Origin of the sequence: Klebsiella ornithinolytica, assembly GCF_030505655.1 — a bacterium.
Lineage (GTDB): Bacteria > Pseudomonadota > Gammaproteobacteria > Enterobacterales > Enterobacteriaceae > Klebsiella > Klebsiella ornithinolytica.
In genome coordinates, this window is the sequence record NZ_CP130153.1 from 2,595,851 (window position 1) to 2,618,048 (window position 22,198).

Genomic DNA, 22,198 nt, shown 5'->3' on the forward strand with positions numbered 1-22,198 from the left:
CATGGCTGAGATGAGTGTCACCTTAAAACATGGCTACATCGCCGGTAAAGGTACTGACGATGAGATCCGCTACAAAGAAGTCACGTTCCGTGAGCTGACCTCCAAAGATGTTATCGACGCCCAGCTGGAGGCTGAGCGTGTGGTTATTGGGGAGAACGGCAAAGCGGTTGCGTACTGCTCTGAGGTGCTTATGGGGCTGGGTATGCTGAGGCGACAGATTGCGTCAGTGGGTGAGATTCCGGGGCCCTTGTCCCTCAAGCAAATCTACGCCTTTCACCCGGAGGATTTGGAATTACTCAGCAGTAAAGCTGCCGCACTCGATGAGCTGATTTCGGAGACCGCTGGCCGGGGGCGACCTGATGCCGCTGGCGACGGCGCTCAGTAATCTCATCGTCAATTTGTCTCAACGTTTTGATATGTCCTACCTGCAGCAGTTGCCTCTCCGGCAGCTGCTGCGCCTGACAGAGCAGCTGAGGAAGCAATATGGCAAATCGCCTCACCACTGAAATACTCATCAACCTGTCAGGTAACCTGACCGCGAAAGCCCGCCAGTACGGAGCCAACATGTCCGAGTTCGCCCGCACCAATCAGCGGGCAATGTCGGTTGTCAAGGCCACCACGGCTGCAGCTGGTCGAGGTCTGGATGCACTGGGTAACCGCTACACTACGATGATTGCGGGGTTTGCTGGTAGTGCCATGCTAAAAGACTTTGCTGCGACTGACCGCCGTATCACCCGTATGGGGCTGGCAGCGGAAAAAACCAAAAAAGAAATGTCCGAAATGTTTGGCGGTATGCAGGATGCTGCGATCAAGTTTCGTGTCGATGACAGCGAAGTGGTCAGCGCGATTGAGAAAGTCGGGACAGTTACCGGTGATATCGATTACGGCTATAAGAACCGAAACATCATAGCGCCGTCTATCGCTGCATCAGGTGCTGATGGTGAAAGTATCGGGGGGCTCTTCTCTCAGTTCACAAAGTTTAACCTGAGCAACGAGAAAGACACCCTGCAGGCAATGGATACCCTGAATCAACTCGGTAAAGAGGGAGCCTTTGAGCTGAAGGATATCGCCGAACGCGGTGTAAAAGCATTCTCAATGTATGCCGCTGCAGGGGGAACGGGGGTACGGGGCGTGAAGGACGTCGGTGTCGCGCTTGAGAGCGCGGTCGACGCTACCGGTGATACCACCACAGCTTCTACTGCAGTCGAGAACCTGATCCGCGATCTGCAGCTTCCGAAGGTTGTGAAGGAGTTGCGCCGGAATGGGATAAATGTTTTTGGTAAAGACGGAAAAATGCGATCACTGCCAACACTGATGGAAGAGATTGCAAAAAAATCAGGGAACAAAGGTGCAGAGACCCAAAGCGCCCGCTTGCTGGGGGCCGGGTTTAACCAGGACAGTATCCTCCTGCTTAGCAGCGTGACGTCCGGTAAAGGGGCTGAAAACCTCAAGCGCTACAACGGTGTAGTAGCCGATGGCCAGGGCATTATGAAAGATGCCGAGTATGCATCTAAAGATTTCACATCAGCCGTCACTGCACTAACCACCACCTGGAAAAAATTTGCAAACAGCAATCTCGCAAAACCAGTCCAGGAGCTGGCTGATGCAATTAATTCCGTTGACCAGGAAACCGTCCAGCACTGGCTGGAGATTGGTAAAAATATCGCCATCGCAGTCGGGGGGGTTATTGCAGCCCGCAAAGCGTTTCAGTTTGGTAAAGGTGTCTGGGATGTACTTAATCCAAATAAAGGTAAGGGTATACCTAATGGTATCGCTGATGTGTTTGGTTCAGGTGTAATGCCAGTTTATGTGACCAACTGGCCAGCAGGTGGGCTGGGTGGAACAGGAGAAGATAAGGTTAACGATCTTCTTGATACTACCGCCGACCTTCCAGGTTGGCCTGGAATGCTTGCCCGGGGTGGGTTAATTGCCAGTAAGTTGATGGGGTTAACTGATATGGACCCTTTTTCGGACGAGGGACGCGAAGAACTCCTTAAAAGGGTTCAGCAGAACAATGAGCGTTCAACGATGTGGGAGGACATCAAAAACTTTTTCACGTCTTCCTCGCCGTCACCTGCGGGTTACCAAGACCCGTCGCCGTGGGCGTCTATGCAGCCGCAAAACCAGCCGGGCTACCCGTTCCTGCAGCAGCCTGAGCTAAAAGGCAGTATCGAGGTCTCCGTAAAAGATGATCGGGTACAGGTGACCAGCGTTAAGGTCAACGCCCCCGGTGTCACCATGAGTGCGTCCAGCGGTGTTCGTAATATGGAGCAGCAGTAATGGCCACTCAATGGGAAGACCTCCGCGATGCCTCATTCCGGGGCGTACCTTTCTTTTTCCGCGACGTCGAGGGGACTGGCGGTCGCCGCGCTATCCCTCACGCTTACCCTAAAAAAGAAGTGGGCTGGACGGAAGACCACGGCGCGGTGCTGACTCAGCAGCAAATTAACGCGATCCTGCTCGGCAGTGACTACATCGACCAGATGAACCGTCTGCTGGCCGCGCTAAATACTGCTGGTCCCGGTGAGCTGGTGCATCCGTGGTTCGGCGTGCAGAAGGTTCAGGTGGGCCGCGTCACACATCGTCTTTCCACCGAGGAAGGCGGGATTGCTTACGTTTCCTTTGAGGTGTACGAGGCTGGCGAGCAGCTGTTCCCGTCCGGCACCGAAGACACCAGCGCCACCACGCTCAGCGCGGCGGACAAGGTCAGGGAAGCGCTGGCCAGCGGTGATTATTTTGCGGCACTCGATGGCGTCGGCAGCATGGTGGACACACTTCTTGAGGACATGGAGGGCTTTGTCACCAGCCTGCCGACACTACCGGATGCGCTCAGCGGGTGGATGGACCGCCTCAACCGGTTTAAGGATCTCGCCGGTATTGTGGCCGCCGCGCCTGGTGAAATGATCCGCGATATCACCGGCCTCATCAGCGATATGAAGGACCTGGTCTCTGAGCCGCCGTTCGCCCTGCGGGTCTATGACCAGTTGCGCGATAAGTGGGAAGGCGACCGGGCAGCGCAGTCTGCGACCAAATCCCTGGTCGATAACATCAGCGTGAACACCGATACCGGCTTTGCCAGCAGCGTCACACCGGCATCGACGCCGGAGACCACCGCAGCGATGGAGACCAACATCGTAGACTTCCGCCGTCTGGTCATTATCTCCACGCTGGTCGCTCAGGCTGAAGCGGTGGCCACAGCGACCTTCGAAACCGGTCAGGACGCGCAGAACACCGGCGACCAGCTGGCGGAGCGTCTCGGCGAGACTGCAGCGGAAGCCGTCGAAAGCGGTCTCCGTGAATTGTGGCGTACCCTTCGCGAGCTGCGGTTCGCGGTGGTCAATGATGTGCGTATCCGCAGTATCCAACTGCCGGAGCTGCGCCGCATCACCTCGGCCCGGACAGTACCTGTGATGCTGCTGGCCTACCGCGAGACCGGCGACGCGGAGAACCGGGATGAACTGGTGACCCGCAACCGGCTGCGTTATCCCTCTTTTATTACACCTTCACAGACGATTGAGATCATCAGCAATGACTGAAGAGTTAACCCTGAACGTTGACGGCAAGGTCTGGGGCGGCTGGACGGACATGACCATTAACCGCTCACTGGAGTCTGTAGCGGGCGAGTTCGACCTGACAGTTACTGCCCGATGGTCATCTGCCACGCCGCGCTCTATCAAGCCAGGTCAGTCCTGCACGGTCTCCATCGGCAGTGACCGCGTCATGACCGGCTACATTGACGACTTCATTCCCAGCTATGACGCGGAGAACGTCTCCCTGCGCGTGATGGGCCGCGACAAAACCGGCGATCTGGTGGACAGCTCGGTGGTCGATAAGTCCGGCCAGTGGAAAGGTCAGAAACTGGAACAGCTGGCGGCCACCATCTGCAAGCCCTACGGCATTGAGGTGGTTAACGAGACCGACACCGGCGATGCCTTTGGCAGCATCACCCTCGAACAGGGTGAAACCGGCTTTGAACTGCTCGACCGTCTGGCCAAACAGCGCGGCGTTCTGGTGACTTCAGACGCTTACGGTCGGCTGGTTATCACCCGCGCATCCACGCTACGGGCCGGAGTGACACTCACTCTCGGCGACAATATTCTGGCTGCACGTGGACGCTTCAGCTGGCGCGAACGTGCCAGCCAGTACATCGTCAAGGGCTCCGCCAGCGCGGGCGGTTCAACATGGGACGACCAGCCGGTGAAGATGATCGGCGGCCGCCAGACGGTAGTCAGCGACCCGGAGATCACCCGCTATCGTCCGAAGATTCTGGTCAATGAAGACAGCCTGACGGTCGGCGGTGCCAGCGCCCGTGGTGAGTGGCATAAGGCGTATGTGCTGGGCGAATCCAACACAACCGAAATCACCGTGTCGGGCTGGCGTGAAAACGGTGCTACAGGTCCACTGTGGGAGACTAACCGACTGGTGCCGGTCACCGATGAAATCCAGCAGCTCGACGTCACTTGGCTGATTAAATCTGTGTCATTTATGGAAAGTGACAGCGGTCGTCTGACGGTACTGACCCTGGCACCGCCTGAGTCTCTGGACATGCCATCGCAGAAGGCGAAGAAGAAAGGCAAAAAAACATCCGTGGGGGTCACGTGGGACTGAAAGACGCGAATTTCGGGCGTTCCTTTGCTGAGCTGGGTCGCCGTCTGCGCTTGATGGTGGACCGTGCGCTGGTGCGTATCGTGACGGACAGCCTCGGTCGGCAGAACCTGCAGGTGCAGTCGCTGGCCGATGAGACCAATGACGATGTCGAGCGTTTCCAGAACTATGGTTTTTCCAGCGTCCCGCCTGCAGGCTCCGAGGCGATTGTCGTTGCTGTCGGTGGCCGTCGCGGCGGCATGGTGGCCATCGCCGTCGAGGATAAAGGGAGCCGTCCCCGTGGCGGTGAAGAAGGCGACGTTTTTATTTATCATCAGGAAGGCCATATTATTCGCCTGAAAAAGAATGGCGTGATTGAAATAACAGGGAAGACGGTAAATGTGGTTGCCGAAGAGAGCTGTGACATTATCGGTAAACAGATAAATGTCACCGGCCCCACTAACTTTACTGAAGATATTACGGTTAAGGGTAAAAGCTTCCTTAAGCATTTTCATAAAGACGGGGATGGTAATGATACTTCCGAGCCCAGATGACCATCAGAATAAACTGGCACCTGCCTGCAGGTGGAGATATAGAGATTGAACACAATGGCCTTTCGTTTGACGAGGGCCTTGTTTCTTTGGTGTATATCTGCCTGTTTACTGATGCGCGGGCAGATACCAGCGACGAAATACCCGACGGCACCGATGACCGTCGCGGCTGGTGCGGTAATTCCTTCAGCGATTTCGAATGGGGCTCAAAGCTCTGGCTGATTGACCGTGAAAAGCTGACCGAAGAGGTCAGGCTCCGCGCAGAGAATTACGCCCGTCTGGCCATGCAGCCGTTATTACGCTACGGCTATGCGCGAAATGCGCAGGTCATTGCGACCATTCCCCGTATTAACTGGCTGGCATTAACCATTATTCTCACCCGCCCGGATAAAACCGAGTTAACCGTCGAAATAAAGAAACGCTGGGAGGCGGTAGAAAATGGCTACATTTAATGTCCCGACGCTCCGCCAGCTTATTCGTGCCGGTATTCAGGATTTAGAGATTGAACTCGACCAGGAATTACCGATTGTCGGCGTTGAACGCGCGTTAAATACGGCTTTCAGTGGCGCTTTACGCGACGTCTACGATTATCAGACGTGGATTAAAAACCAGATCATCCCGTCAGAGCAGTCCGCTGACGAAACCATTATTGATACCGCCCGCTATGAGGGCGTTATTCGTAAGGCTGCATCTTATGCCAGCGGACCTGTCGCCTTCACCGGCACCCGACCGCTGCCGCTCGATACGGAGATGCAGACGCAGGACGGCGTACGCTACCACGTCACCGCCACCAGTGACCCGTCAGCGGGTAAAATCACCGTCACCGTGCAGGCTGACGAGACGGGCCTCAGCGGCAACCTGAAAGCCGGTGACGTGCTGACCCTGATTTCACCGGTGGCCGGGGTGAACAGCGACGGCGTGGTGGCGGATGCCGGGATTTCCGGCGGCGCGGACGTCGAGTCCGTGGCCGAGCTGCTGACCCGTCTGCTGTACCGCAAACGTAACCCGCCCACCGGCGGCGCACTGCATGATTACGTTATCTGGGCCACCGAGCTGCCGGGCATCAGCCGGGCATGGGCCTTTGACTGCTGGCACGGGCTGGGAACGGTGGGCCTTGCGTGGGTCTACGACCAGCGCACGGACATTATCCCGACCGGCACCGACCGCGAGGCGATGCAGGCGTACCTGTTCCGCCATCAGGACCCTGCAACCGGGACTTACGTCGGCAAGCCCGGCGGTATCGAGGTCTGGCCCATCCCGCTGACGCTCAAGCCGGTGCCGCTGACCATTCGCGTCATCCCCGACACTGCCGCCATCCGCTCAGCGGTCACCCTGAGCCTACAGGCGCTGTTCCGCTCGGTCTCGCCGGGCGACACGCTGCTGCTCTCCGCTATCCGCACGGCCATCGGCTCCTCGACGGGCGTCACCGACTACGAGCTGGACCTCACCACCAATCAGGCCAGCGAGAACTATGAGCTGCTGACACTGGGGGCAATCACATGGCGCATCGTGTAGAGGACTGGCAGGACGTCCTGCAGCAACTGATGCCGCGCGGTAAAGCGTGGCCACGCGACCAGACAGCGGCGCTGACGTCGCTGCTCCGGGGCTTCAGCTCCCGCCTGCAGCTGGCGGAGGCAAACGCGGATTTGCTGGTCACTGAGATGCGCCCGGAGACCACTGAGCTGCTGCTGGCCGACTGGGAAGATTATCTCGGCCTGCCGGACTGTAACGCCATCCCGGACGGCTTTGACCGCCGTCGCGATGCCGTGGTGGAGAAGTATCACCGCAAAGGCGGGCTGGCCACCTGGCAGATTGAGCAGGCTGTAAAAGATGCGCTGGGCTTCACCATTCAGGTGACCGAAATTCTGCCGCATCACGTCATGCGCGACATCATGTATCCGATTTATTCCCACAAATACCGCTACCTGCTGCAGGTGACGGTCACGGATATGCCGATGATCCGCTTTCGCAGTATCAGCAACGTCCTGACTCCGTTAATTAGTTTGCAGGCGCAGATACTGGAATGTTTTTTACGTCGTTACCGGCTTGCTGGCCACGATTACGATTTTCTTTACGAGGTTTAATTATGTATCACCTGGATAATGCCTCTTCCGTTCCTGATATGCCTGCCATCAAGCCGGTATTATTTACCGAGCGCCGCTGGTTTACCGAAGGCGGCGACGGTATTCAGCCGAGTTATCCGGGCGCGGACTGGTTTAATGCTATTCAGGCGGAAATGCTGAATGTGCTGGCGCTGGCGAATATTACGCCGGATAAAAATGCACTGGACCAGTTTGCCCAGGCCATCCGGTTATTTTCATCAGATTATATGCTCCCTCCGGGTATTCCACTTCCGTGGCCGGGGGCGACAGCACCGAACAGTTTTGCGCTGATGTTGGGCCAGAGCTTTAATAAAACAGCCTATCCGCGCCTTGCGGTTGCATATCCCTCTGGCGTTCTGCCGGACATGCGCGGGCAGACCATCAAGTTTTTACCGGCCTCCGGGCGGGCGCTGCTGTCTTATGAAGCTGACGGCGTGAAGGCTCACGCACACACAGGGAGCGTGGCCTCTACTGACCTCGGGACCGTACCCGCCAGTAACTTTGATCACGGTACAAAGCCCACCAGTTCGGATAACGAACACGACCACAACGGTGGTCTTGCTGCACCGGGTGATGCCTGGGACCCGGACTACGTCGTCGGGTCAGATAATGACTCCCACCGCACCCGGAATAAAACCAGCAAAGCCGCAGCCCACCGACATACCGTCGATATCGGCATTCACGGCCACACCGTTTATATCGGCCCGCATGCTCATGCTGTGACTATCAACAGCACCGGCAATACGGAAAACACCGTCAAAAATATCGCCTTTAACGCCATTGTGAGGTTAGCGTAATGTCATTCGAATTTTCTCATAGCCCCCGCGCTATCTGGCTTTATCAGTACGACGTCGATGGTGTTTATATCGGCTCCGTTTTTATGACGATTCCGGCAGGCACAGGCTTGCCTGCTAATACCACGCATATTCCCTGTGAGCCGGAAAAAGGCCAGACGGGCATATTTAAAAATGGTGAATGGGAATATGTGACCGATATTCGTGGGACCCGTTACTGGAATATTCACGGCACCGGTTTTGTTATTTCTTCTCTGAGTGAATCCCTGCCGGAATGTGCCATCACTACTGAGCCCCCTGTGGCGGATGCCGGTTATGTTCTGCTGTTCGCGAAGGGCCAGTGGACGCAGATTGAAGATAAGACCGGTCAGCTTTATTACGAGAGCAACGGGACTAAACACGTTGTTCCTGATGCGTGGTTCACACTGCCTGATGGCTGCACGTTTGTGGCCCCACCAGAGGACAAAACGACCTTCGTCACCCGCTGGAACGGAGCTGAGTGGGTTTATGTCAAAGACCTGCGCGGTCAGGTTATCTGGAACACCACAACCCGCGAGCCTCTGACCATCACCGATATTGGTCCTGTTCCTGATGGCTATACCCTCAAAATGCCAGGTCAGTTCGATGAATGGGATGGCTCAGCCTGGATTAAAAACGCCGATGCTGAACAGGTTTATCTCATCGCTCAGGCTGACCGTCAGAAGGCAAAACTGCTGTCTGATGCGTCGGAACAGATTTCAATGCTCAGCTACGCCGTCAGCAGCGGACAGGCGACTGACGATGAAGCCGCGCAACTGGCACGCTGGGAAGAATACCGCCTTGCGATAAGCCGCGTGGATAGCACTGCCCTTGATATTGTCTGGCCTGAGAAGCCGTAAGGAGTCGCTATGTACCATCTCGATAACACCAGCGGCGTCCCGGAGATGCCGGAGCCTAAAGAAACGCAGACAATTTCTACACGTTGGTTCGGAGAGAGTCAGGAACAAGGCGGTATAAGCTGGCCCGGTGCGGACTGGTTTAATATTATGCAGGCCGAGATGCTGAATCTGTTGGCTGCTGCCGGTCTGCAACCTGAAAAGCATGTGTTTGACCAGCTAAGTAAAGCGATTCCGGTTTTGGGGGATGCAAAGCTACGTGCTGACCTGTTGTTAAGTGGCGATACTCCCGGCGCGGCTCAGGTAAAGTTAAAGAAAGGAATGACCGTCCAGGCAGGAATTGATGACCTGAATGCTAATCGTCTGTCATTTTATGGGGATGATTCTGATGCGCTGCATAACTTGCTTCAATATGCTGCATCTTCAGCCCGGCAGTGCGTTATTGACACAGAGATAAACCTGACGACTCCTCTTTTCTTCAATGCTGACGGAGCGGTTATCAACCTTAAATTTACCGCTCCAGTTAACAGTGACACCCAATTACTAACCCTCTCAAACCTCGGAAGAAAATCAGTTATCGAGGATGCATGGTTTCAGAACATTACTGCTCCATGGATAATCACCAGATTTGATTCAGATGGTAACTGGCTGTCGACACCTGAGGAGGTTCTGGCAACACTCAGGCAGACAAATGAGGAGGTCGGATATCAACCAACCTCTTCAGATAAAGTTGTCTGGGATGGATTGTCCGATGAAATTAAAAACCAGTTTATATGTGCCGGGCTCATCATTGAGGACTCTGACGAAGTGACCCTGATACGCCCGAAGGGACGGCATATGGGACTTGTTTTCAATAACTGCAATTACTGCTGTGTGGAAAGACCTGATTTTATGCCTGGTCGCCATATGTATGGTGCGATCTTGTTTAACAACACCTTTTCACAGGATTATGGTCGTGGAAACAAGGTCGAAGGTGGTGTTCTGCGATACGGATCTGTATCTGGTATTGTTTTCATGCGTAACAAGGGATACGACGGCGGAGTTTTCAACTTTAAAAATCGCCGTGTTGGTGAATCAGGTGTAAAAACTTATCAAAATAACATTAATGGCGTTTCAGCCCGTAGCTATGAACTGACCTTCGATTCCATAACGTCAATTCAGCCTTTTTATGACGGCGTGGATGTCTTTTCTGATTATGGCGAGCAGGAAGAGCGTCTTTATGACCACAGCATCAGTGAGTATGCCTGGGGACTGTTGCCGACTAGGCACAGCCTGAACAACATCACTGTCAAGGATTGCCATGGAGCAGGTGTTACCGGGGATGGACAGTTTAATGAATTTACAAATATTCATATAGATGGTTCCTACAGTTCAGGATTCTTTAATTCCGGTGAAAATAACTATCTGACCAATGTTTTTGTTAAAGATGGTAATAGAAACAACGCAGATGCAGGTGCTCAAATTCGCTTTTTCGGTAAGGCGAGCATCCAGAATGCCAAGATTGTAACCACTGAAGGACTCATCACTAAGGGGAGTGCATTGTACTGTCCGTATGCGGGCAGCTCTCTGAAAAACATAAATACTGACCTGACTTCGCTACCTTCTGCGCCAAAGCACATCGCCGACCAGGACCTGTTTCTAGGTAAACCCAGCAGTACAGCATCGCGCTGCTCCGTTCGGGCCAATCCCCGACCAACACTGATGGCAAATGACTGTGCAGGACATCATTACGAACTCACCTTCGGAGTTTCCGGGGCTGAGCAGGGGCAACTTATCGGCTGGGTAACATACAATGGTGTTGAAATCCCGGTTTTCCGGGGGCGTGGTGAAAATGGCGGGTTCTTCATTGCGCGTGCTTCTTCGGGATATAACACTTCACTCCTGAACGCGAATGAATACCAGGTTACTCTGGAAAATGGTATGTTCTATTTTCTGGGCAAAAAAGCAGATGGCACAGTTGTGAAGCACGCGCTGGCCGCAAGTTAATATGAGGGTATCGTATGTCTTTAACGCTTGATATGATGTTCAAAGGCATCCTTGTGAAGGATGCCGTATGCACTATCCAGGAAATCAGTATCGCCACAGGTCATAGTTCAATGGGGTTCTCTGTGTACTACACTGCTCCGGGAGCTGAGGAATCATTTCATTCAGAGTACGTGATTTCTGCTTATGATCTTAATGGCCCTAACCCGCTGGTGCAGGCCTTCGCGTACCTGAAAACGCTACCGGCATTCAGTGAAGCAAAAGAAAGTTAACGCTTATCCCTCATGGTCGCAGGTTTCTAGCTATCGGACCTGCGATACCCGCACATTTAGTATCAATTGTTTTTTCCTCTCCGACAAATGCCAGTATCAATTGATTTTCAAAACGGTATCAATTTTTTTCGCGCGCTATATGAAAAGGATCCGCTATGTTAGAAAAATACTTTCAATTTGATGGCGATAGTGGCGACGCGGCTATCGAGAAACATAAGCGTCTGCTCGCTGTTCAGGCGGCATTAGAAATTTCGAAAGCCGCCGTCTCTTCATCCACCGCGAATTCCGGGATTCGTAGCCAGATGGATTTACGCAATGTGGCTCAGGAAGTCGCTTCCTTAGCCGATGCCATTCAGGATGCGCTCGAAGGTTACGAGGAAAACTAATCCCGGCCATCGCTGCGATCTCTCCGCGTCAGGCCTCGCGTTTGCGAGGCTTTTTTACGTCTGAGGTTTTGTCCGGGGATGTTCCGGATGGCGAGCGAGCGCTGACCGGCTAGGGTCTTTTATCGTCTTTGGACCAGTGCCTGACCAGCGTTTCACCGATGGCCGCAATCTGTTTATTGCGCTCATCCATTGAGGCCGGGGTTGCGGTTAAATAAATCACCACGATGCGCGCGGCTTTACCGTCCGGACCGAGAGCGGCGATGATTCCGCGCGAGCCGCGATTGCCGGCTCCGGTCTTATCGGCAATAAACCAGCCCGCCGGCAGCGCAGAGCGCAACAGCGGCCCCGCAACTTTGTCCTCTACCATCCAGCGTTGCAACTGCTGCTGCGAGGCGGGGGAAAGCACGCGGCCGGTCAACAGATTTCGCAGTGTCCTGGCCATCGCTTCCGGAGTCGTCGTATCACGCACATCGCCCGGCCGCGCTTCATTGAGTTCCGTTTCCCACCGGTCGAGTCGCGAAGTCTGGTCGCCGCTGTGGCGCAGGAACGTGGTCAGCCCCTGCGGGCCGCCGAGAGTGGTCAACAGCAGGTTTGCCGCCGTATTATCGCTCAGGGTAATGGCGGCCGCGCACAGTTCGCCCACGGTGAGCCCATCGGCAAGATGCTTCTCCGTCACCGGCGAGTATTCCACCAGATCCTGCTGCCGGTAATGGATACGGCGATCGAGCTGTTCTTCACCGGTATCGACGCGCGACAAGACTGCGCCGCAGAGCAGCACTTTAAAGGTGCTCATCATCGGGAAGCGTTCGCCAGCGCGATAGCCGGACAGCAGTTGGCCGGAAGCTAAATCCAGTTCGGCGTAGCCGACCCGGCCCTGCAGCTGGCTTTCGGCTTGTTTAACCGTCGTCACCGTGGCTTCATGCGCCCAACCGGGGAGCGCCAGGGCGGCTAACAATGGCAGAAGGGCGAATCGATATTGACGCATAGCGGAATGTTTCCCTGCAGGTTGTTGTCCACAAGTCGATCTGGCGGGTTTTGCGGACGTCACGGAAAATAAACAAAAAATAAAGACAAATAAGAGTTATGAAGATTCACAATTTCTCTTTTTTCCTTCATCATCTGCCAGCTTTTACCAGTAATAATCAATGCTTAGCTCACTATATGAAAGAGTTTTTTTCATTCAGGCTGGTATGAACTATAAGAATGTACTGAAGGTTGTATAAATGCTCTACGCCGTCGGCAATCACATATTAACCATTGATCCATCCGGGAGGAACATGGTGGACCCGCTAATTAAGGTCATGCTGGTGGGGGGAAAGGCGGATGGCCTGTTGGTCAGCGTCGCCGGTACCGCGACGGAACTGTCCGTCACCGCCGCGCAGTATGGCGCGAAATCTGGCAATCCGCTGAGCTATCGGATTGTTTCGCAAACGATCGATGATGAGCGCTACTTTTTCGGTGTGTTTAGCGAAACCCATGACGATGCTGACAAGCTCAAACGCGTGGCCCTGACCCGAGGCATGAAAAAGTCTCTCCGCTGAGTGCGTCCTTGCCGGACGATTGACCTTCGTCCGGCCTGACCGTGTTATCATTCCCCTTGTTTGCCACTGCCGCAGCACGGAGTTTTTTCATCGGGAGCACCATGATTCACCATATCCGCATACAAAATTTCAGGTCGGTCAGGGATATCGAACTGGAACTGGGCGCGCTCAATATCGTATTTGGGCCGAATGGCTGCGGCAAGTCCAACATCTACAAAGCGATTCACCTGTTAACCGCCTCCGCGGACGGTAAGTTCTCAAGCTATATCAGCGAGGAGGGCGGCCTGGAAAATGTGATGTGGTCAGGGCGAACGGCACCGACGGCGCGCCACCCGCGTCGGCTGCAAATTTCCTGTCTGACCGGGGATTTTGACTATGAGCTCCAGGTGGGTTTTCCGGAAAAGCTGCCTTATCCCACTCAGTTTATGCTCGATCCGATTGTCAAAGAGGAGTCCATCTGGCTGGCGGGATTCTCCCGGCGACCTTCTGCCAGGGTGCTGCAGCGGAAAAATCAGGCTGCGTTCCTGCTCGATGTCAACGGCGAGAAAAATACCTTCACCGACACGATTTATGAAAACGAGTCGATCTTTGGTCAACTGGGCGAGCCGCACCGCTTCCCGGAAGTTTCTCGCGTCCGGGAAACGATGCGCCAGTGGCGTTTCTACCATGAATTTAATATCGGCCGACATTCGGCGCTCCGACATCCGACGGTAGGTTATCGTTCACCGGTCCTCGACAGCGACGGGCATAATCTTGCCGCCGCTTTTCAGACGATTGTCGAAATTGGCGCCGAAGCGCTCCTGCACGAGATTCTGGCCGCCGCTTTTCCGGAGTGCACGTTCTTCTGCGAAAACGAAAACTCGCGTTTCTCGATTAAGATGCGGCGCAACGGGGTGTTTCGCCCGCTGCTGGCGGCGGAAATGTCGGACGGCACGCTGCGTTTTTTATGTCTGGCGGTAGCGCTGTTGAGCCCGCGTCCGCCGGCATTCCTGGCAATTAACGAACCGGAAAACAGCCTGCATCGGCAGATGTTCCCGGCGCTGGCCAGACTGATTGTCGAGGCCTCCCGCTATAGCCAAATCTGGTTGACCAGCCACTCTGCCGAGCTGGCGGCACTTATCTCCTCGCAGGCCGAGAGCCGGCTATATGAGCTGGAAAACAGCGACGGCGAGACGCGAATCAAAGCTGCAGCCGCCGGATAATGGTAGCGGCCCGTTGTGCGTAACGGGCTGCTAATTTGCGGTTTACGCGGCGTTGTTATAGCCGGCGGTCGGCAGCAGCGTTTTACTGCCTTTCAAGGTGAACAGTGAGATCACGGTAAAGCCCAGGGTAATCGAACCCAGAATCAAGTAAGCCTGGTGGAAGCCGACGGTGTCGTACATGCGGCCCACCCATGCCGACAGCACCACGCCAGAGAGCTGTTTCGATAAGTTAAAACCGATCAGAAACAGGGTGGCGGACAGTTTCGGGTTAAAGGCCGAGGAAATATATTTAAAGGTGCCGACCAGCAGGAACGGAACTTCAAACATATGCAGCATTTTTAAGATCACGACCTCGACCGCCGTCGTGGCGAATGAGGAGCCGAGAATACGCACGGACATAATTATTCCGGCGGTCAGCAGCGCATTTTTCGCCCCGATACGGTTCACAATAGCCGGGGCGCAGAACATGATCAGCGCATTCAGCAATTCGCCGCCGGTGGTGACGAAACCAAAGACTTCAGTTCCGCGCTGCGGATCGGCAAAAAAGCCTTTAAAAAAGTTAGCAAACTGCTGGTCGAATACGTCATAGACGCTGGCGACGCCGACCACATAGATAATAAATCCCCAGAATCGCGGCATTCTCAGCAGCTCAGCGGCGACGCGCAGAGAAAACGCCTGACGGTTTGCCCCTAAGGCGTCCATCACCTGGGCGCTGTTGCTGCTTTCCGGACGGGAGAACCACAGCAGCACCCCAAGCACCAGCGCAAAGCCGGAGGCGATCCAGAAGGTGATATTGGGATCAATACCAAACAAGATGCCGGTGATTGACGCGCAGAGCGCCCAGCCGACACAGCCAGCGACGCGAACCTTGCCGTATTCGAAACGGTTGGCGCGACTGACCCGCTCAATATAGGCTTCGACCGCGCCGGAACCGCTGGAGAAGACAATTCCCAGATAAAGTCCCCCCACCAGCGCCCCGGCGATAATATTGACCTGCAGCAGCGGCGAGAAGACAAAGATAAAGAACGGGGCAAACAGAATTAATAAGATGGTGATGGTCCACAGCAGGTGTTTACGCAGTCCCAGCTTATCGGATATCAGGCCAAATATCGGTTGGCAAATAATGGCAAACAGCGAAATAGCAGAGAAGACAATCCCGGTTTCCGTTTTAGTTAAATGGTTTACATCCGCCAGCCACACCGGAAAAAACGGGAAATAGGCCGACATAATGAAGTAGTAAAAGAAAAAGAACAGCAGGAAATAAACAAAATTATGCCGTTCGCGTGGCGCCAGTTCAGAGAATTTCATAGAGATGTTCCAGGGTTATTATACTCGTCATCATTCCAGCTGCCTGTTATTGGCGGCACGCCGTTCCCTTCGTGATACTCGCCATTCCTGGCCTTCGGCGCGGATTCTGTCCATTTCCGCCACGCTGCATCCCGAATATGCGGGTATAGCCGTTTTAAAGGGGGGCGATAGCCCCCGTTGAGGGTTTAGCGTAAAGACAGCGAGAGCTGGTACTGCCAGCGGGTCCCGAGCAGCAGCCACTGCGGCAGCACGCTTGGTGTCCACGAATCGTCGCCGCCGACGCCCATATGCGCGCCGTCGAGAGTGATCCAGACGCCTTTTTCCGGGGTCATCCGGTGCCAGTGATCGGTTTCCATGAGCTGCGCGGTGCTGTAGGGCTGAACCGAGAAGTGGAAGTCACCGGTCACGTGCCAGCGCCCCCAATCCAGCGCTTTGTTGTCGCAGCGCAGGCCGTTTTCCGTCGGGAAAATATAGGGCGTGCTCATCGCTTCCAACGGAAGCTGCCAGCGGGCGAAACAGGCGCTGCTCTTCCGGTCAGGGTAATTTTCATGCGGCCCGTAGCCGAGCCAGGAGACCGGCGACCGCTGGTCCGGGACCTGGAAGTGAAGGCCCACGCGCGGCAGCGGCGGCAGCGTGCCGGCCCGCTCTCCGCTCACCGCCAGATGCAGATGGCCATCGCTATCAAAGGTCATCCGCCACTGACTGACGATGACCACTTCATCGCCGCGCAGATAGTGCCAGCGGCTGTCGATGATGATCTCATGTGCCAGGCGCTGCGCGGTACAGTCAACGCAGCGCGCGTCGAGCGCATAGAGTCCGGCGCTTTTCCAGCGTTCAACCCAGGCGTTGGGGTCGATACGATCCGTTTCACTGACGCCGATATCGTTGTCCAGCGGAGCGCGAACGAACTGGTCGCGCAGCGGAGACAGCAGCTGCTCTATGCCTTCCGCCAGCCAATGAGTTAACAGACCGCTCTGACGATCGATAATCCATTGCTGAGATCCCTGGCGGACGCTGAAGGTCTCATCATCGACGGTCAGCTCTGGAGCCGGGCCGACGGCGGCGGGCGCGGGTAAGGCCAGCGGGGCGGCGAGGGCGAACTGCGCCCAGGCCACGCGGTGCCCGGCGTCAGACCACGTCGTCGCCTGCGGCTGGACAACTTCCAGCGTCAGCCAGACCTCCCTGGCGCCTGCCGGCAGGGTCAGCTGGTCGCACAAGGTAAAATCTTCCTCGCCCTGCGGCGCGAGGTTCAGCGTCAGGCTGCCGCTGGCGACGGTTTCACCGGCGGACTGCACCTGCCAGTTCAGCACTTCATTATCGCTGGCACGGAACAGGTATTCGCTGACAACGCTGACCCGCAGCGGGGAGTGCGCCAGCAGGGAAAACTGGAAATATTGCTGGGCATGTTTCGCTTCAATCAGCGAAGGATGAGGGCGACGATCCGGGAACACCAGCCCGTTCATGCAGAACTGCCGATCGTTTGGCGTGTCGCCAAAATCCCCGCCATAGGCCCAGCCTACGCTGCCGTCCTCGAAGGTCTTTTCAATTGCCTGATCCGCCCAGTCCCAGATAAAGCCGCCCTGCAGGCGCGGATATTCCCGGAAGGCCTGCCAGTAATCGGCAAAATTACCGAGGCTGTTGCCCATCGCGTGCGCGTATTCGCAGAGAATCAGCGGTCGCTGTTCACCGGGCAGGCCGATCCACTTTTTAATGCCCCATTTGGGCACGGCGGGAATCAGCTGATCGCGTTCCACGCGAGCGTACATCGGGCAGATAATATCGGTCGCCGTGCTGTCGGCGCCGCCGCCTTCGTACTGGACCGGCCGCGTAGGATCTTCACGTTTCAGCCAGTGATACATGGCTTCATGGTTCGCACCGCAGCCGGACTCGTTCCCCAGTGACCAGATAATAATCGACGGATGGTTACGGTGGCTTTGCAGCATCCGGGTGACGCGAGCGCTGTAGGCCGGCAGCCAGGCAGGATCGTCGGACAGGCGGTTCATTGGCACCATGCCATGGGTTTCGATGTTCGCCTCATCGACCACGTACAGGCCGTAGCGGTTACACAGTTCATACCAGCGTGCGGCGTTGGGATAGTGCGAACAGCGCACGGCGTTAAAGTTATTCTGCTTCATCAGCAGAATGTCCTGCAGCATATCCTCTTCGGTCACCACCTGGCCGCGCTGGTGGTGGTGCTCATGGCGGTTCACTCCGCGGATCAGCAGCGGTTTGCCGTTGAGCAGCAGCAGGCCGTTGCCGATCTCCACCCGGCGAAAGCCGATGTCCCAGGCTTCAGCTTCAACCAGATCTTCGCCGCGCCACAGGGCAACCACGGTGCGATAGCAGTGGGGCGTTTCCGCGCTCCATTGCCGCGGTTTTTCCACCGCCAGGACCAGCGTTGCCCGTTCGGCATAATGGCCCCGTTCATCAACTGGCGCAGAACCTGGCCGCTGGCGCCGGCGGGCAATCAGCTGCTCGCCGTCCCACAGACTGACTTCAGCCTCCAGCCCGGCCAGCTGCTCATCAGCGGCGGAGATGGCCAGATTGACCTGTAGTTCGCCGTCGCGATACAGCGCATCCAGCTGCGGGGAAATCTGCACGTCGCTGAGGTGCTGCTTTGGTTTGTTCAGCAGCCACACCGAGCGGAAAATCCCGCTCATGCGCCACATATCCTGATCTTCCAGCCAGCTGCCCGCGCTCCAGCGCATGACCATCACACACAGGCGGTTTTCTCCCGCCCGCAGATAGGGGGTCAGGTCGAAAGCAGCCGGCAGCCGGCTATCCTGGGAGTAACCGACCCACACGCCGTTACACCACAGGTGAAACGCCGAGTTAACGCCGTCGAAAACAATCTGCGTCAGGCCATCGGCCAGCCAGTGTTGCTCCAGGGTGACGTTGAGCGAGTACAGGCCGGTCGGGTTCTCTTCCGGGACCCGCGGCGGCGTCGTATCAATGGGATAACGGACGTTGGTATAGATCGGCGCATCGTAGCCTTCCATCTGCCAGTTAGAGGGCACCGGCGTGCTGCGGCTGGTGTCGAGATCGCGCTCGATCCAGCGGCCATCGACGGCAAACGGGCTGGGTGCCCAGCAAAATTGCCACTGCCCGTCGAGCAGGCGGAGGCGGTCGGAAGGGCGGTTGTCCCGGGCGTCGTCGAGCGATCGCCAACTGGCAAACGTGGGGTGAGCCGCTAAGCGATTAAGGTGAGTAATGGTCTGATTTTGCCAGTCTTCACGGGCCAGCACGTCCTGAAACGTCAACGAGCGAACCGCGTTTGAGTCATGTTGTTGCATAGGCATACCTGACGGATAAGTGGAAAAAATGTCATTCGCTAGACAAGGATGATGTTGTTATCAGATATTTTCTATCAGGCCGCAATAATGGCGAAAATGAAACCGACTCACGATCACGAAACTGCAGAATCAGAGCTGATTTTTGTCGTCAGTTAGACATAAAATGTTAGCGGACGACATTTAACGTAATCAGACGAGTTTTGCGCAGACAGGGGGGATTATGCAGCGGCGTTCAGCAACCTTAGACGATGTGGCACACGAGGCCGGCGTTTCACAGCAAACGGTCTCCCGGGTGCTGAATCGTCCCGATGTCGTCTCCGCGCGGACTCGCGAGAAAGTGATCCGCGCGATGCAGGCGCTGCATTATGTGCCCAACCGATCGGCGCAGCTGCTGGCGGGGAAAGCCGCACCTTCAATCGGGCTGATTACGGCGTCACTGACGCTACACGCGCCGTCGCAAATCGCCTCGGCGGTAAAAAGCCATGCCGGGGCTCATCAGCTGGAAGTGTCCATCGCCATGCCTGAACGCAGCGATTACGCTTCTCTGCAGACCCGGTTGGATGAGTTTCGTGCTCAGCATATACGCGGCGCGATTATCAGCCTGCCGCTGGAGAGCAGCATCGCGGAACGGCTGGTGAAGGAAAATCCCGATATCGCCTGTCTGTTTCTTGATGTGTCGCCGGAGACCGAAGTCTCCTGCGTGCGCTTTGATCATCGTGACGGCTGCGGCGCCTGCGTTCGGCATCTCTGGGAACTCGGCCATCGCGAATTTGGCCTGCTGGCCGGTCCGGAAAGCTCGGTCTCTGCCCGGATGCGCCTCGGTAGCTGGCGGGAGACATTGCATCGCCTGGGCGTAAGCCAGGCCGTGACGGTTTTCGGCGACTGGAGCGCCGCCAGCGGCTGGCAGAAAACCTTTGAACTGCTCCACCTGCAGCCGCGGCTCAGCGCCATCGTCGTGGCCAATGACCAGATGGCATTAGGGGTACTTAGCGCGCTGGCGCAGCTTAATCGTACCGGTAACAGCGCCGTTTCGGTCACCGGCTACGACGATACGGCGGACAGTCTTTACTTTCAGCCGCCGCTGACGACCGTGGCGCAAAACTTCGATTTGCTGGGGAAACGGGCGGTGGAGCTGCTGATCCAGCAGATGGCGGCGCCGCAGGTGCCGATCCGCGAACTGCTTCCCACCCGGTTGATTGTCCGTCAGTCAACCTGGCCTCGTGAGGGGGAGTATCCGCGCGATCCGCTGATTGCGCAGCTCAAAGCGCTGGTGGATAAACTGTAAGCAGATGTCGGTTTAACTTTCATTGAAGATAACTATGCTAGCGTATGGCCAGGCGTAGAAGGAGAGGGAAAATGCCTCTACGTAAAATGCAAAACACAATCTATCCATGCAAGCATTTATTCACCGCCAGCTATCTGGCGGTTTTTTTTGCCGCTATTCCCGCATCAGCTAGCGGAATTTTGCTTTATTCCGCCAGTTGCGCATTAAGCGCGCAGCCAACAGAATAAATACGCTGTTTTTCAGGGTGGTGGTGCGGCGGCTCTCGCGGGTTGTAGTTTCTTACCCAGCATAAAATGCTGCTGAAGAGGGGCGGCCATCCAGCTCTCTGTGCCGATAGAAATGGCGCAATCACCAGCGGATTATTGTCCAAATTTAAATTTAACTCTTTGTTACAGAAGGCTTTCATTTTGAGAGCAATAATCAAATCTCTTCTTTTGCACATTAAGGATAATTGATTGTGAATAAACTTTTCCGTAACACCCTGCTTGCCGTGGCGATGACCGCGGGTTTCTCCATGGCCGCACAGGCAGCCACCGCTAACGAAGTCCCGCCGGTTTCTCAGGACCCGGTGGTGCAGCACCTTAAGCTGAGTAACGATCAGGTGACAAAAATTAAGGGCCTGCATCAGGAGTTTGAAACTAACGTCAACAATATCAAAATCGAAGGTTTCAAAGATGGCGCGCTGATCGATGTGATCCAGTCCGGCAAGTGGGATGAAGCGAAAGTGAAGCAACAGCTGGCCGCTTTTGGACAGTTAGATCAGCAGGTACGTTACTACCGCGTGAAATACTATTTTGGCGTCAACCAGGTGCTGACGCCGGAACAGCGTACCCAGGTTAAAAAAGATCTCCAGCAAGCGCTGAATTAATTGCAAACCCGCCAGCAATGGCGGGATTCTCTTTTTGCAGGATCGCATCACCCGCGACAGAACGAAAAATGAGCCATTATGAAGAGATTCCTGTTCATCGCTCTCAGCTTTCTCGCCTTTACCAGCCAGCCCGGCTTTGCGGGGAGTAAAACCGTGGTGGATTACGGCGTTGTGCAACAAAGTCAAATCATCACCAGCCAGGCCCGTAACCAACCGCTGCGAACGCTTGCCGCCGGCGCGGTTGGCGGGGCCATCGGCCACCAGTTTGGTAACGGGAGCGGGCAAACGGCGATGACGGCGGTGGGGGCGGTTGCCGGAGCCAGCGCGTCGCATCACCGGCAAACGCAGCGCCAGGCCGCCCGGCAGATCGAACTGACGATCAAAACGCAATCTGGCCAGCTAATCCAGGTGCTGCAGCCGTATGATGGTCAACTGACCTTCAATAAAGGCGACAAAGTTCGTATCCTGACCTCCGGTACAAATACCAACGTCGATAAATCCGTTTAACGCACAGGCCGCCAGCGGATAAACGCAGGCGGCCTCTCTCTTTACCGCCTGTCGGTTGCGCCTTCACTGCTCACAAGCAGAGGAAAAAAACCGCGCAACATCAGCCGTCTGTGATAGTATTGAGAATTATTATCAATATGGAAGCTGATGATGAAACTATCCCGGGCATTTCTGTTTGCCGGCTGCTGCCTGATATCAGCCTGTACCAGCCAGATGAAAGGCGTTGCGCCTCAACAGCTTGTCTCCACGCTACCCGATTATCCCTATTACGCTCTGGCCAACCATCTCGACGGGGAAGTGACGATCCGTTTTGATGTCGGGGCGAACGGTAAAGTGGAGAAAATGTGGATACTCACCTCTGAACCACAGCATCTATTCGATGATGCCGTCATTTCCGCCGCGGCAAAATGGCGCTTTGAGAGCAATAAGCCCTATAAGGGGATGACCAAAACCATCCGCTTTAAATTAAACAATGCCGGATAACGCTAATTCGGCAGCCGATCTCTCTGCTCTGGATTCACCCGGCAATCGTTCAGTATCTCTTTGCTGTTGGCCGTCCTTCGTCATTCAGTAAAACATCTGCGTGCCGGGACAGCGATGGCAAAGCAGGGGGCATGACCGTGCCTGAACGGCTGGACTCCCCGACG

General features: G+C 55.6%; 23 protein-coding genes. 19 read left to right on the top strand and 4 right to left on the bottom strand.

What is annotated here, in order from left to right; genetic code table 11:
* Window position 1 precedes the first annotated feature (1 nt).
* The 13 genes from Q1L34_RS12320 (at window position 2) to Q1L34_RS12380 (ending at window position 11,547) form a co-directional block, all read left to right on the top strand.
* Window positions 2-385, top strand: a complete 384-nt coding sequence (locus Q1L34_RS12320; protein WP_049082005.1) for a phage tail assembly protein — start codon at window positions 2-4, stop codon at window positions 383-385.
* A 98-nt stretch (window positions 386-483) separates the two neighbouring features.
* Entirely contained in the window at window positions 484-2,280 is a 1,797-nt protein-coding gene (locus Q1L34_RS12325) for a phage tail tape measure protein (protein ID WP_064169543.1), read from the top strand.
* Window positions 2,280-3,536, top strand: a complete 1,257-nt coding sequence (locus tag Q1L34_RS12330) for a DNA circularization protein (RefSeq protein WP_327204537.1) — start codon at window positions 2,280-2,282, stop codon at window positions 3,534-3,536. The genes Q1L34_RS12325 and Q1L34_RS12330 overlap by 1 nt, the downstream gene beginning before the upstream one ends.
* A complete protein-coding gene (locus Q1L34_RS12335; protein WP_327204538.1) occupies window positions 3,529-4,608 on the top strand; it encodes a phage baseplate assembly protein in 1,080 nt (359 codons plus the stop codon). The genes Q1L34_RS12330 and Q1L34_RS12335 overlap by 8 nt, the downstream gene beginning before the upstream one ends.
* Window positions 4,599-5,138, top strand: a complete 540-nt coding sequence (locus Q1L34_RS12340) for a phage baseplate assembly protein V (RefSeq protein WP_327204539.1) — start codon at window positions 4,599-4,601, stop codon at window positions 5,136-5,138. The genes Q1L34_RS12335 and Q1L34_RS12340 overlap by 10 nt, the downstream gene beginning before the upstream one ends.
* Window positions 5,135-5,587 carry a phage GP46 family protein gene (locus tag Q1L34_RS12345; protein ID WP_019704449.1) on the top strand — a complete coding sequence of 151 codons (453 nt, stop codon included), beginning with the start codon at window positions 5,135-5,137 and terminating at the stop codon, window positions 5,585-5,587. Before Q1L34_RS12340 ends, Q1L34_RS12345 begins: the two co-directional genes overlap by 4 nt.
* Window positions 5,574-6,650: a baseplate J/gp47 family protein gene (locus tag Q1L34_RS12350; protein ID WP_110228139.1), complete on the top strand. Its 1,077-nt coding sequence runs from the start codon at window positions 5,574-5,576 to the stop codon at window positions 6,648-6,650. Before Q1L34_RS12345 ends, Q1L34_RS12350 begins: the two co-directional genes overlap by 14 nt.
* A complete protein-coding gene (locus Q1L34_RS12355) occupies window positions 6,635-7,219 on the top strand; it encodes a YmfQ family protein (RefSeq protein WP_004114605.1) in 585 nt (194 codons plus the stop codon). The genes Q1L34_RS12350 and Q1L34_RS12355 overlap by 16 nt, the downstream gene beginning before the upstream one ends.
* A 2-nt stretch (window positions 7,220-7,221) precedes the next feature.
* Window positions 7,222-8,034 (top strand): phage tail protein, encoded by an 813-nt coding sequence (locus tag Q1L34_RS12360; protein ID WP_135713597.1) that lies wholly within the window; start codon window positions 7,222-7,224, stop codon window positions 8,032-8,034.
* Entirely contained in the window at window positions 8,034-8,909 is an 876-nt protein-coding gene (locus Q1L34_RS12365) for a tail fiber assembly protein (protein ID WP_151385087.1), read from the top strand. Before Q1L34_RS12360 ends, Q1L34_RS12365 begins: the two co-directional genes overlap by 1 nt.
* 9 nt (window positions 8,910-8,918) lie before the next feature.
* On the top strand, window positions 8,919-10,892 hold the full coding sequence (locus tag Q1L34_RS12370) for a tail spike protein (RefSeq protein ID WP_327204540.1): 1,974 nt from the start codon (window positions 8,919-8,921) through the stop codon (window positions 10,890-10,892).
* Between the two features lie 14 nt (window positions 10,893-10,906).
* Window positions 10,907-11,161: a hypothetical protein gene (locus Q1L34_RS12375; RefSeq protein ID WP_151385089.1), complete on the top strand. Its 255-nt coding sequence runs from the start codon at window positions 10,907-10,909 to the stop codon at window positions 11,159-11,161.
* Between the two features lie 155 nt (window positions 11,162-11,316).
* The gene (locus Q1L34_RS12380) at window positions 11,317-11,547 is read left to right on the top strand and encodes a hypothetical protein (protein ID WP_004862401.1); all 231 of its coding nucleotides are present in this window, start codon (window positions 11,317-11,319) and stop codon (window positions 11,545-11,547) included.
* 109 nt (window positions 11,548-11,656) lie between these two features.
* Here Q1L34_RS12380 and Q1L34_RS12385 read toward each other — a convergent pair whose 3' ends face one another.
* Window positions 11,657-12,532, bottom strand: coding sequence for a broad-spectrum class A beta-lactamase ORN-1 (locus tag Q1L34_RS12385; RefSeq protein ID WP_004862397.1), 876 nt, complete (start codon window positions 12,530-12,532; stop codon window positions 11,657-11,659).
* 292 nt (window positions 12,533-12,824) lie between these two features.
* Here Q1L34_RS12385 and Q1L34_RS12390 point away from each other — a divergent pair, with 292 nt between their 5' ends.
* Both Q1L34_RS12390 and Q1L34_RS12395 read left to right on the top strand, forming a co-directional pair.
* On the top strand, window positions 12,825-13,088 hold the full coding sequence (locus Q1L34_RS12390) for a hypothetical protein (RefSeq protein ID WP_015584254.1): 264 nt from the start codon (window positions 12,825-12,827) through the stop codon (window positions 13,086-13,088).
* Window positions 13,089-13,189: 101 nt separating this feature from the next.
* Window positions 13,190-14,290 carry an AAA family ATPase gene (locus Q1L34_RS12395; RefSeq protein WP_004862388.1) on the top strand — a complete coding sequence of 367 codons (1,101 nt, stop codon included), beginning with the start codon at window positions 13,190-13,192 and terminating at the stop codon, window positions 14,288-14,290.
* A 42-nt stretch (window positions 14,291-14,332) separates the two neighbouring features.
* Here the strand turns inward: Q1L34_RS12395 and Q1L34_RS12400 are convergent, their stop codons facing one another.
* Window positions 14,333-15,598 (bottom strand): MFS transporter, encoded by a 1,266-nt coding sequence (locus Q1L34_RS12400; RefSeq protein ID WP_004862386.1) that lies wholly within the window; start codon window positions 15,596-15,598, stop codon window positions 14,333-14,335.
* Between the two features lie 185 nt (window positions 15,599-15,783).
* The gene (locus Q1L34_RS12405; RefSeq protein WP_325958171.1) at window positions 15,784-18,891 is read right to left on the bottom strand and encodes a beta-galactosidase; all 3,108 of its coding nucleotides are present in this window, start codon (window positions 18,889-18,891) and stop codon (window positions 15,784-15,786) included.
* Between the two features lie 220 nt (window positions 18,892-19,111).
* Between Q1L34_RS12405 and Q1L34_RS12410 the strand changes: the two genes are divergently transcribed.
* Window positions 19,112-20,176, top strand: coding sequence for a LacI family DNA-binding transcriptional regulator (locus Q1L34_RS12410; RefSeq protein WP_004862380.1), 1,065 nt, complete (start codon window positions 19,112-19,114; stop codon window positions 20,174-20,176).
* Window positions 20,177-20,360: 184 nt separating this feature from the next.
* Here the strand turns inward: Q1L34_RS12410 and Q1L34_RS12415 are convergent, their stop codons facing one another.
* Window positions 20,361-20,600: a hypothetical protein gene (locus Q1L34_RS12415; protein ID WP_327204541.1), complete on the bottom strand. Its 240-nt coding sequence runs from the start codon at window positions 20,598-20,600 to the stop codon at window positions 20,361-20,363.
* Between the two features lie 72 nt (window positions 20,601-20,672).
* Between Q1L34_RS12415 and Q1L34_RS12420 the strand changes: the two genes are divergently transcribed.
* From Q1L34_RS12420 to Q1L34_RS12430, 3 genes are all read left to right on the top strand, one after another.
* A complete protein-coding gene (locus Q1L34_RS12420; protein WP_044351110.1) occupies window positions 20,673-21,044 on the top strand; it encodes a Spy/CpxP family protein refolding chaperone in 372 nt (123 codons plus the stop codon).
* A gap of 78 nt (window positions 21,045-21,122) precedes the next feature.
* Complete coding sequence (locus Q1L34_RS12425; RefSeq protein ID WP_044351101.1) at window positions 21,123-21,551, top strand: glycine zipper 2TM domain-containing protein; 429 nt, start codon at window positions 21,123-21,125, stop codon at window positions 21,549-21,551.
* A gap of 147 nt (window positions 21,552-21,698) precedes the next feature.
* Window positions 21,699-22,034 carry a TonB family protein gene (locus Q1L34_RS12430; protein WP_004862374.1) on the top strand — a complete coding sequence of 112 codons (336 nt, stop codon included), beginning with the start codon at window positions 21,699-21,701 and terminating at the stop codon, window positions 22,032-22,034.
* The last annotated feature ends 164 nt before the right edge of the window (window positions 22,035-22,198 follow it).

Excerpts from the sequence above, each read along its gene's own strand:
- Q1L34_RS12320 (WP_049082005.1), top strand. The coding sequence starts at position 2 with ATGGCTGAGATGAGTGTCACCTTAAAACATGGCTACATCGCCGGTAAA.
- Q1L34_RS12325 (WP_064169543.1), top strand. The coding sequence starts at position 484 with ATGGCAAATCGCCTCACCACTGAAATACTCATCAACCTGTCAGGTAAC.
- Q1L34_RS12330 (WP_327204537.1), top strand. The coding sequence starts at position 2,280 with ATGGCCACTCAATGGGAAGACCTCCGCGATGCCTCATTCCGGGGCGTA.
- Q1L34_RS12335 (WP_327204538.1), top strand. The coding sequence starts at position 3,529 with ATGACTGAAGAGTTAACCCTGAACGTTGACGGCAAGGTCTGGGGCGGC.
- Q1L34_RS12345 (WP_019704449.1), top strand. The coding sequence starts at position 5,135 with ATGACCATCAGAATAAACTGGCACCTGCCTGCAGGTGGAGATATAGAG.
- Q1L34_RS12350 (WP_110228139.1), top strand. The coding sequence starts at position 5,574 with ATGGCTACATTTAATGTCCCGACGCTCCGCCAGCTTATTCGTGCCGGT.
- Q1L34_RS12355 (WP_004114605.1), top strand. The coding sequence starts at position 6,635 with ATGGCGCATCGTGTAGAGGACTGGCAGGACGTCCTGCAGCAACTGATG.
- Q1L34_RS12360 (WP_135713597.1), top strand. The coding sequence starts at position 7,222 with ATGTATCACCTGGATAATGCCTCTTCCGTTCCTGATATGCCTGCCATC.
- Q1L34_RS12365 (WP_151385087.1), top strand. The coding sequence starts at position 8,034 with ATGTCATTCGAATTTTCTCATAGCCCCCGCGCTATCTGGCTTTATCAG.
- Q1L34_RS12370 (WP_327204540.1), top strand. The coding sequence starts at position 8,919 with ATGTACCATCTCGATAACACCAGCGGCGTCCCGGAGATGCCGGAGCCT.
- Q1L34_RS12375 (WP_151385089.1), top strand. The coding sequence starts at position 10,907 with ATGTCTTTAACGCTTGATATGATGTTCAAAGGCATCCTTGTGAAGGAT.
- Q1L34_RS12380 (WP_004862401.1), top strand. The coding sequence starts at position 11,317 with ATGTTAGAAAAATACTTTCAATTTGATGGCGATAGTGGCGACGCGGCT.
- Q1L34_RS12385 (WP_004862397.1), bottom strand. The coding sequence starts at position 12,532 with ATGCGTCAATATCGATTCGCCCTTCTGCCATTGTTAGCCGCCCTGGCG.
- Q1L34_RS12390 (WP_015584254.1), top strand. The coding sequence starts at position 12,825 with ATGGTGGACCCGCTAATTAAGGTCATGCTGGTGGGGGGAAAGGCGGAT.
- Q1L34_RS12395 (WP_004862388.1), top strand. The coding sequence starts at position 13,190 with ATGATTCACCATATCCGCATACAAAATTTCAGGTCGGTCAGGGATATC.
- Q1L34_RS12400 (WP_004862386.1), bottom strand. The coding sequence starts at position 15,598 with ATGAAATTCTCTGAACTGGCGCCACGCGAACGGCATAATTTTGTTTAT.
- Q1L34_RS12405 (WP_325958171.1), bottom strand. The coding sequence starts at position 18,891 with ATGCAACAACATGACTCAAACGCGGTTCGCTCGTTGACGTTTCAGGAC.
- Q1L34_RS12410 (WP_004862380.1), top strand. The coding sequence starts at position 19,112 with ATGCAGCGGCGTTCAGCAACCTTAGACGATGTGGCACACGAGGCCGGC.
- Q1L34_RS12420 (WP_044351110.1), top strand. The coding sequence starts at position 20,673 with ATGACCGCGGGTTTCTCCATGGCCGCACAGGCAGCCACCGCTAACGAA.
- Q1L34_RS12425 (WP_044351101.1), top strand. The coding sequence starts at position 21,123 with ATGAAGAGATTCCTGTTCATCGCTCTCAGCTTTCTCGCCTTTACCAGC.
- Q1L34_RS12430 (WP_004862374.1), top strand. The coding sequence starts at position 21,699 with ATGATGAAACTATCCCGGGCATTTCTGTTTGCCGGCTGCTGCCTGATA.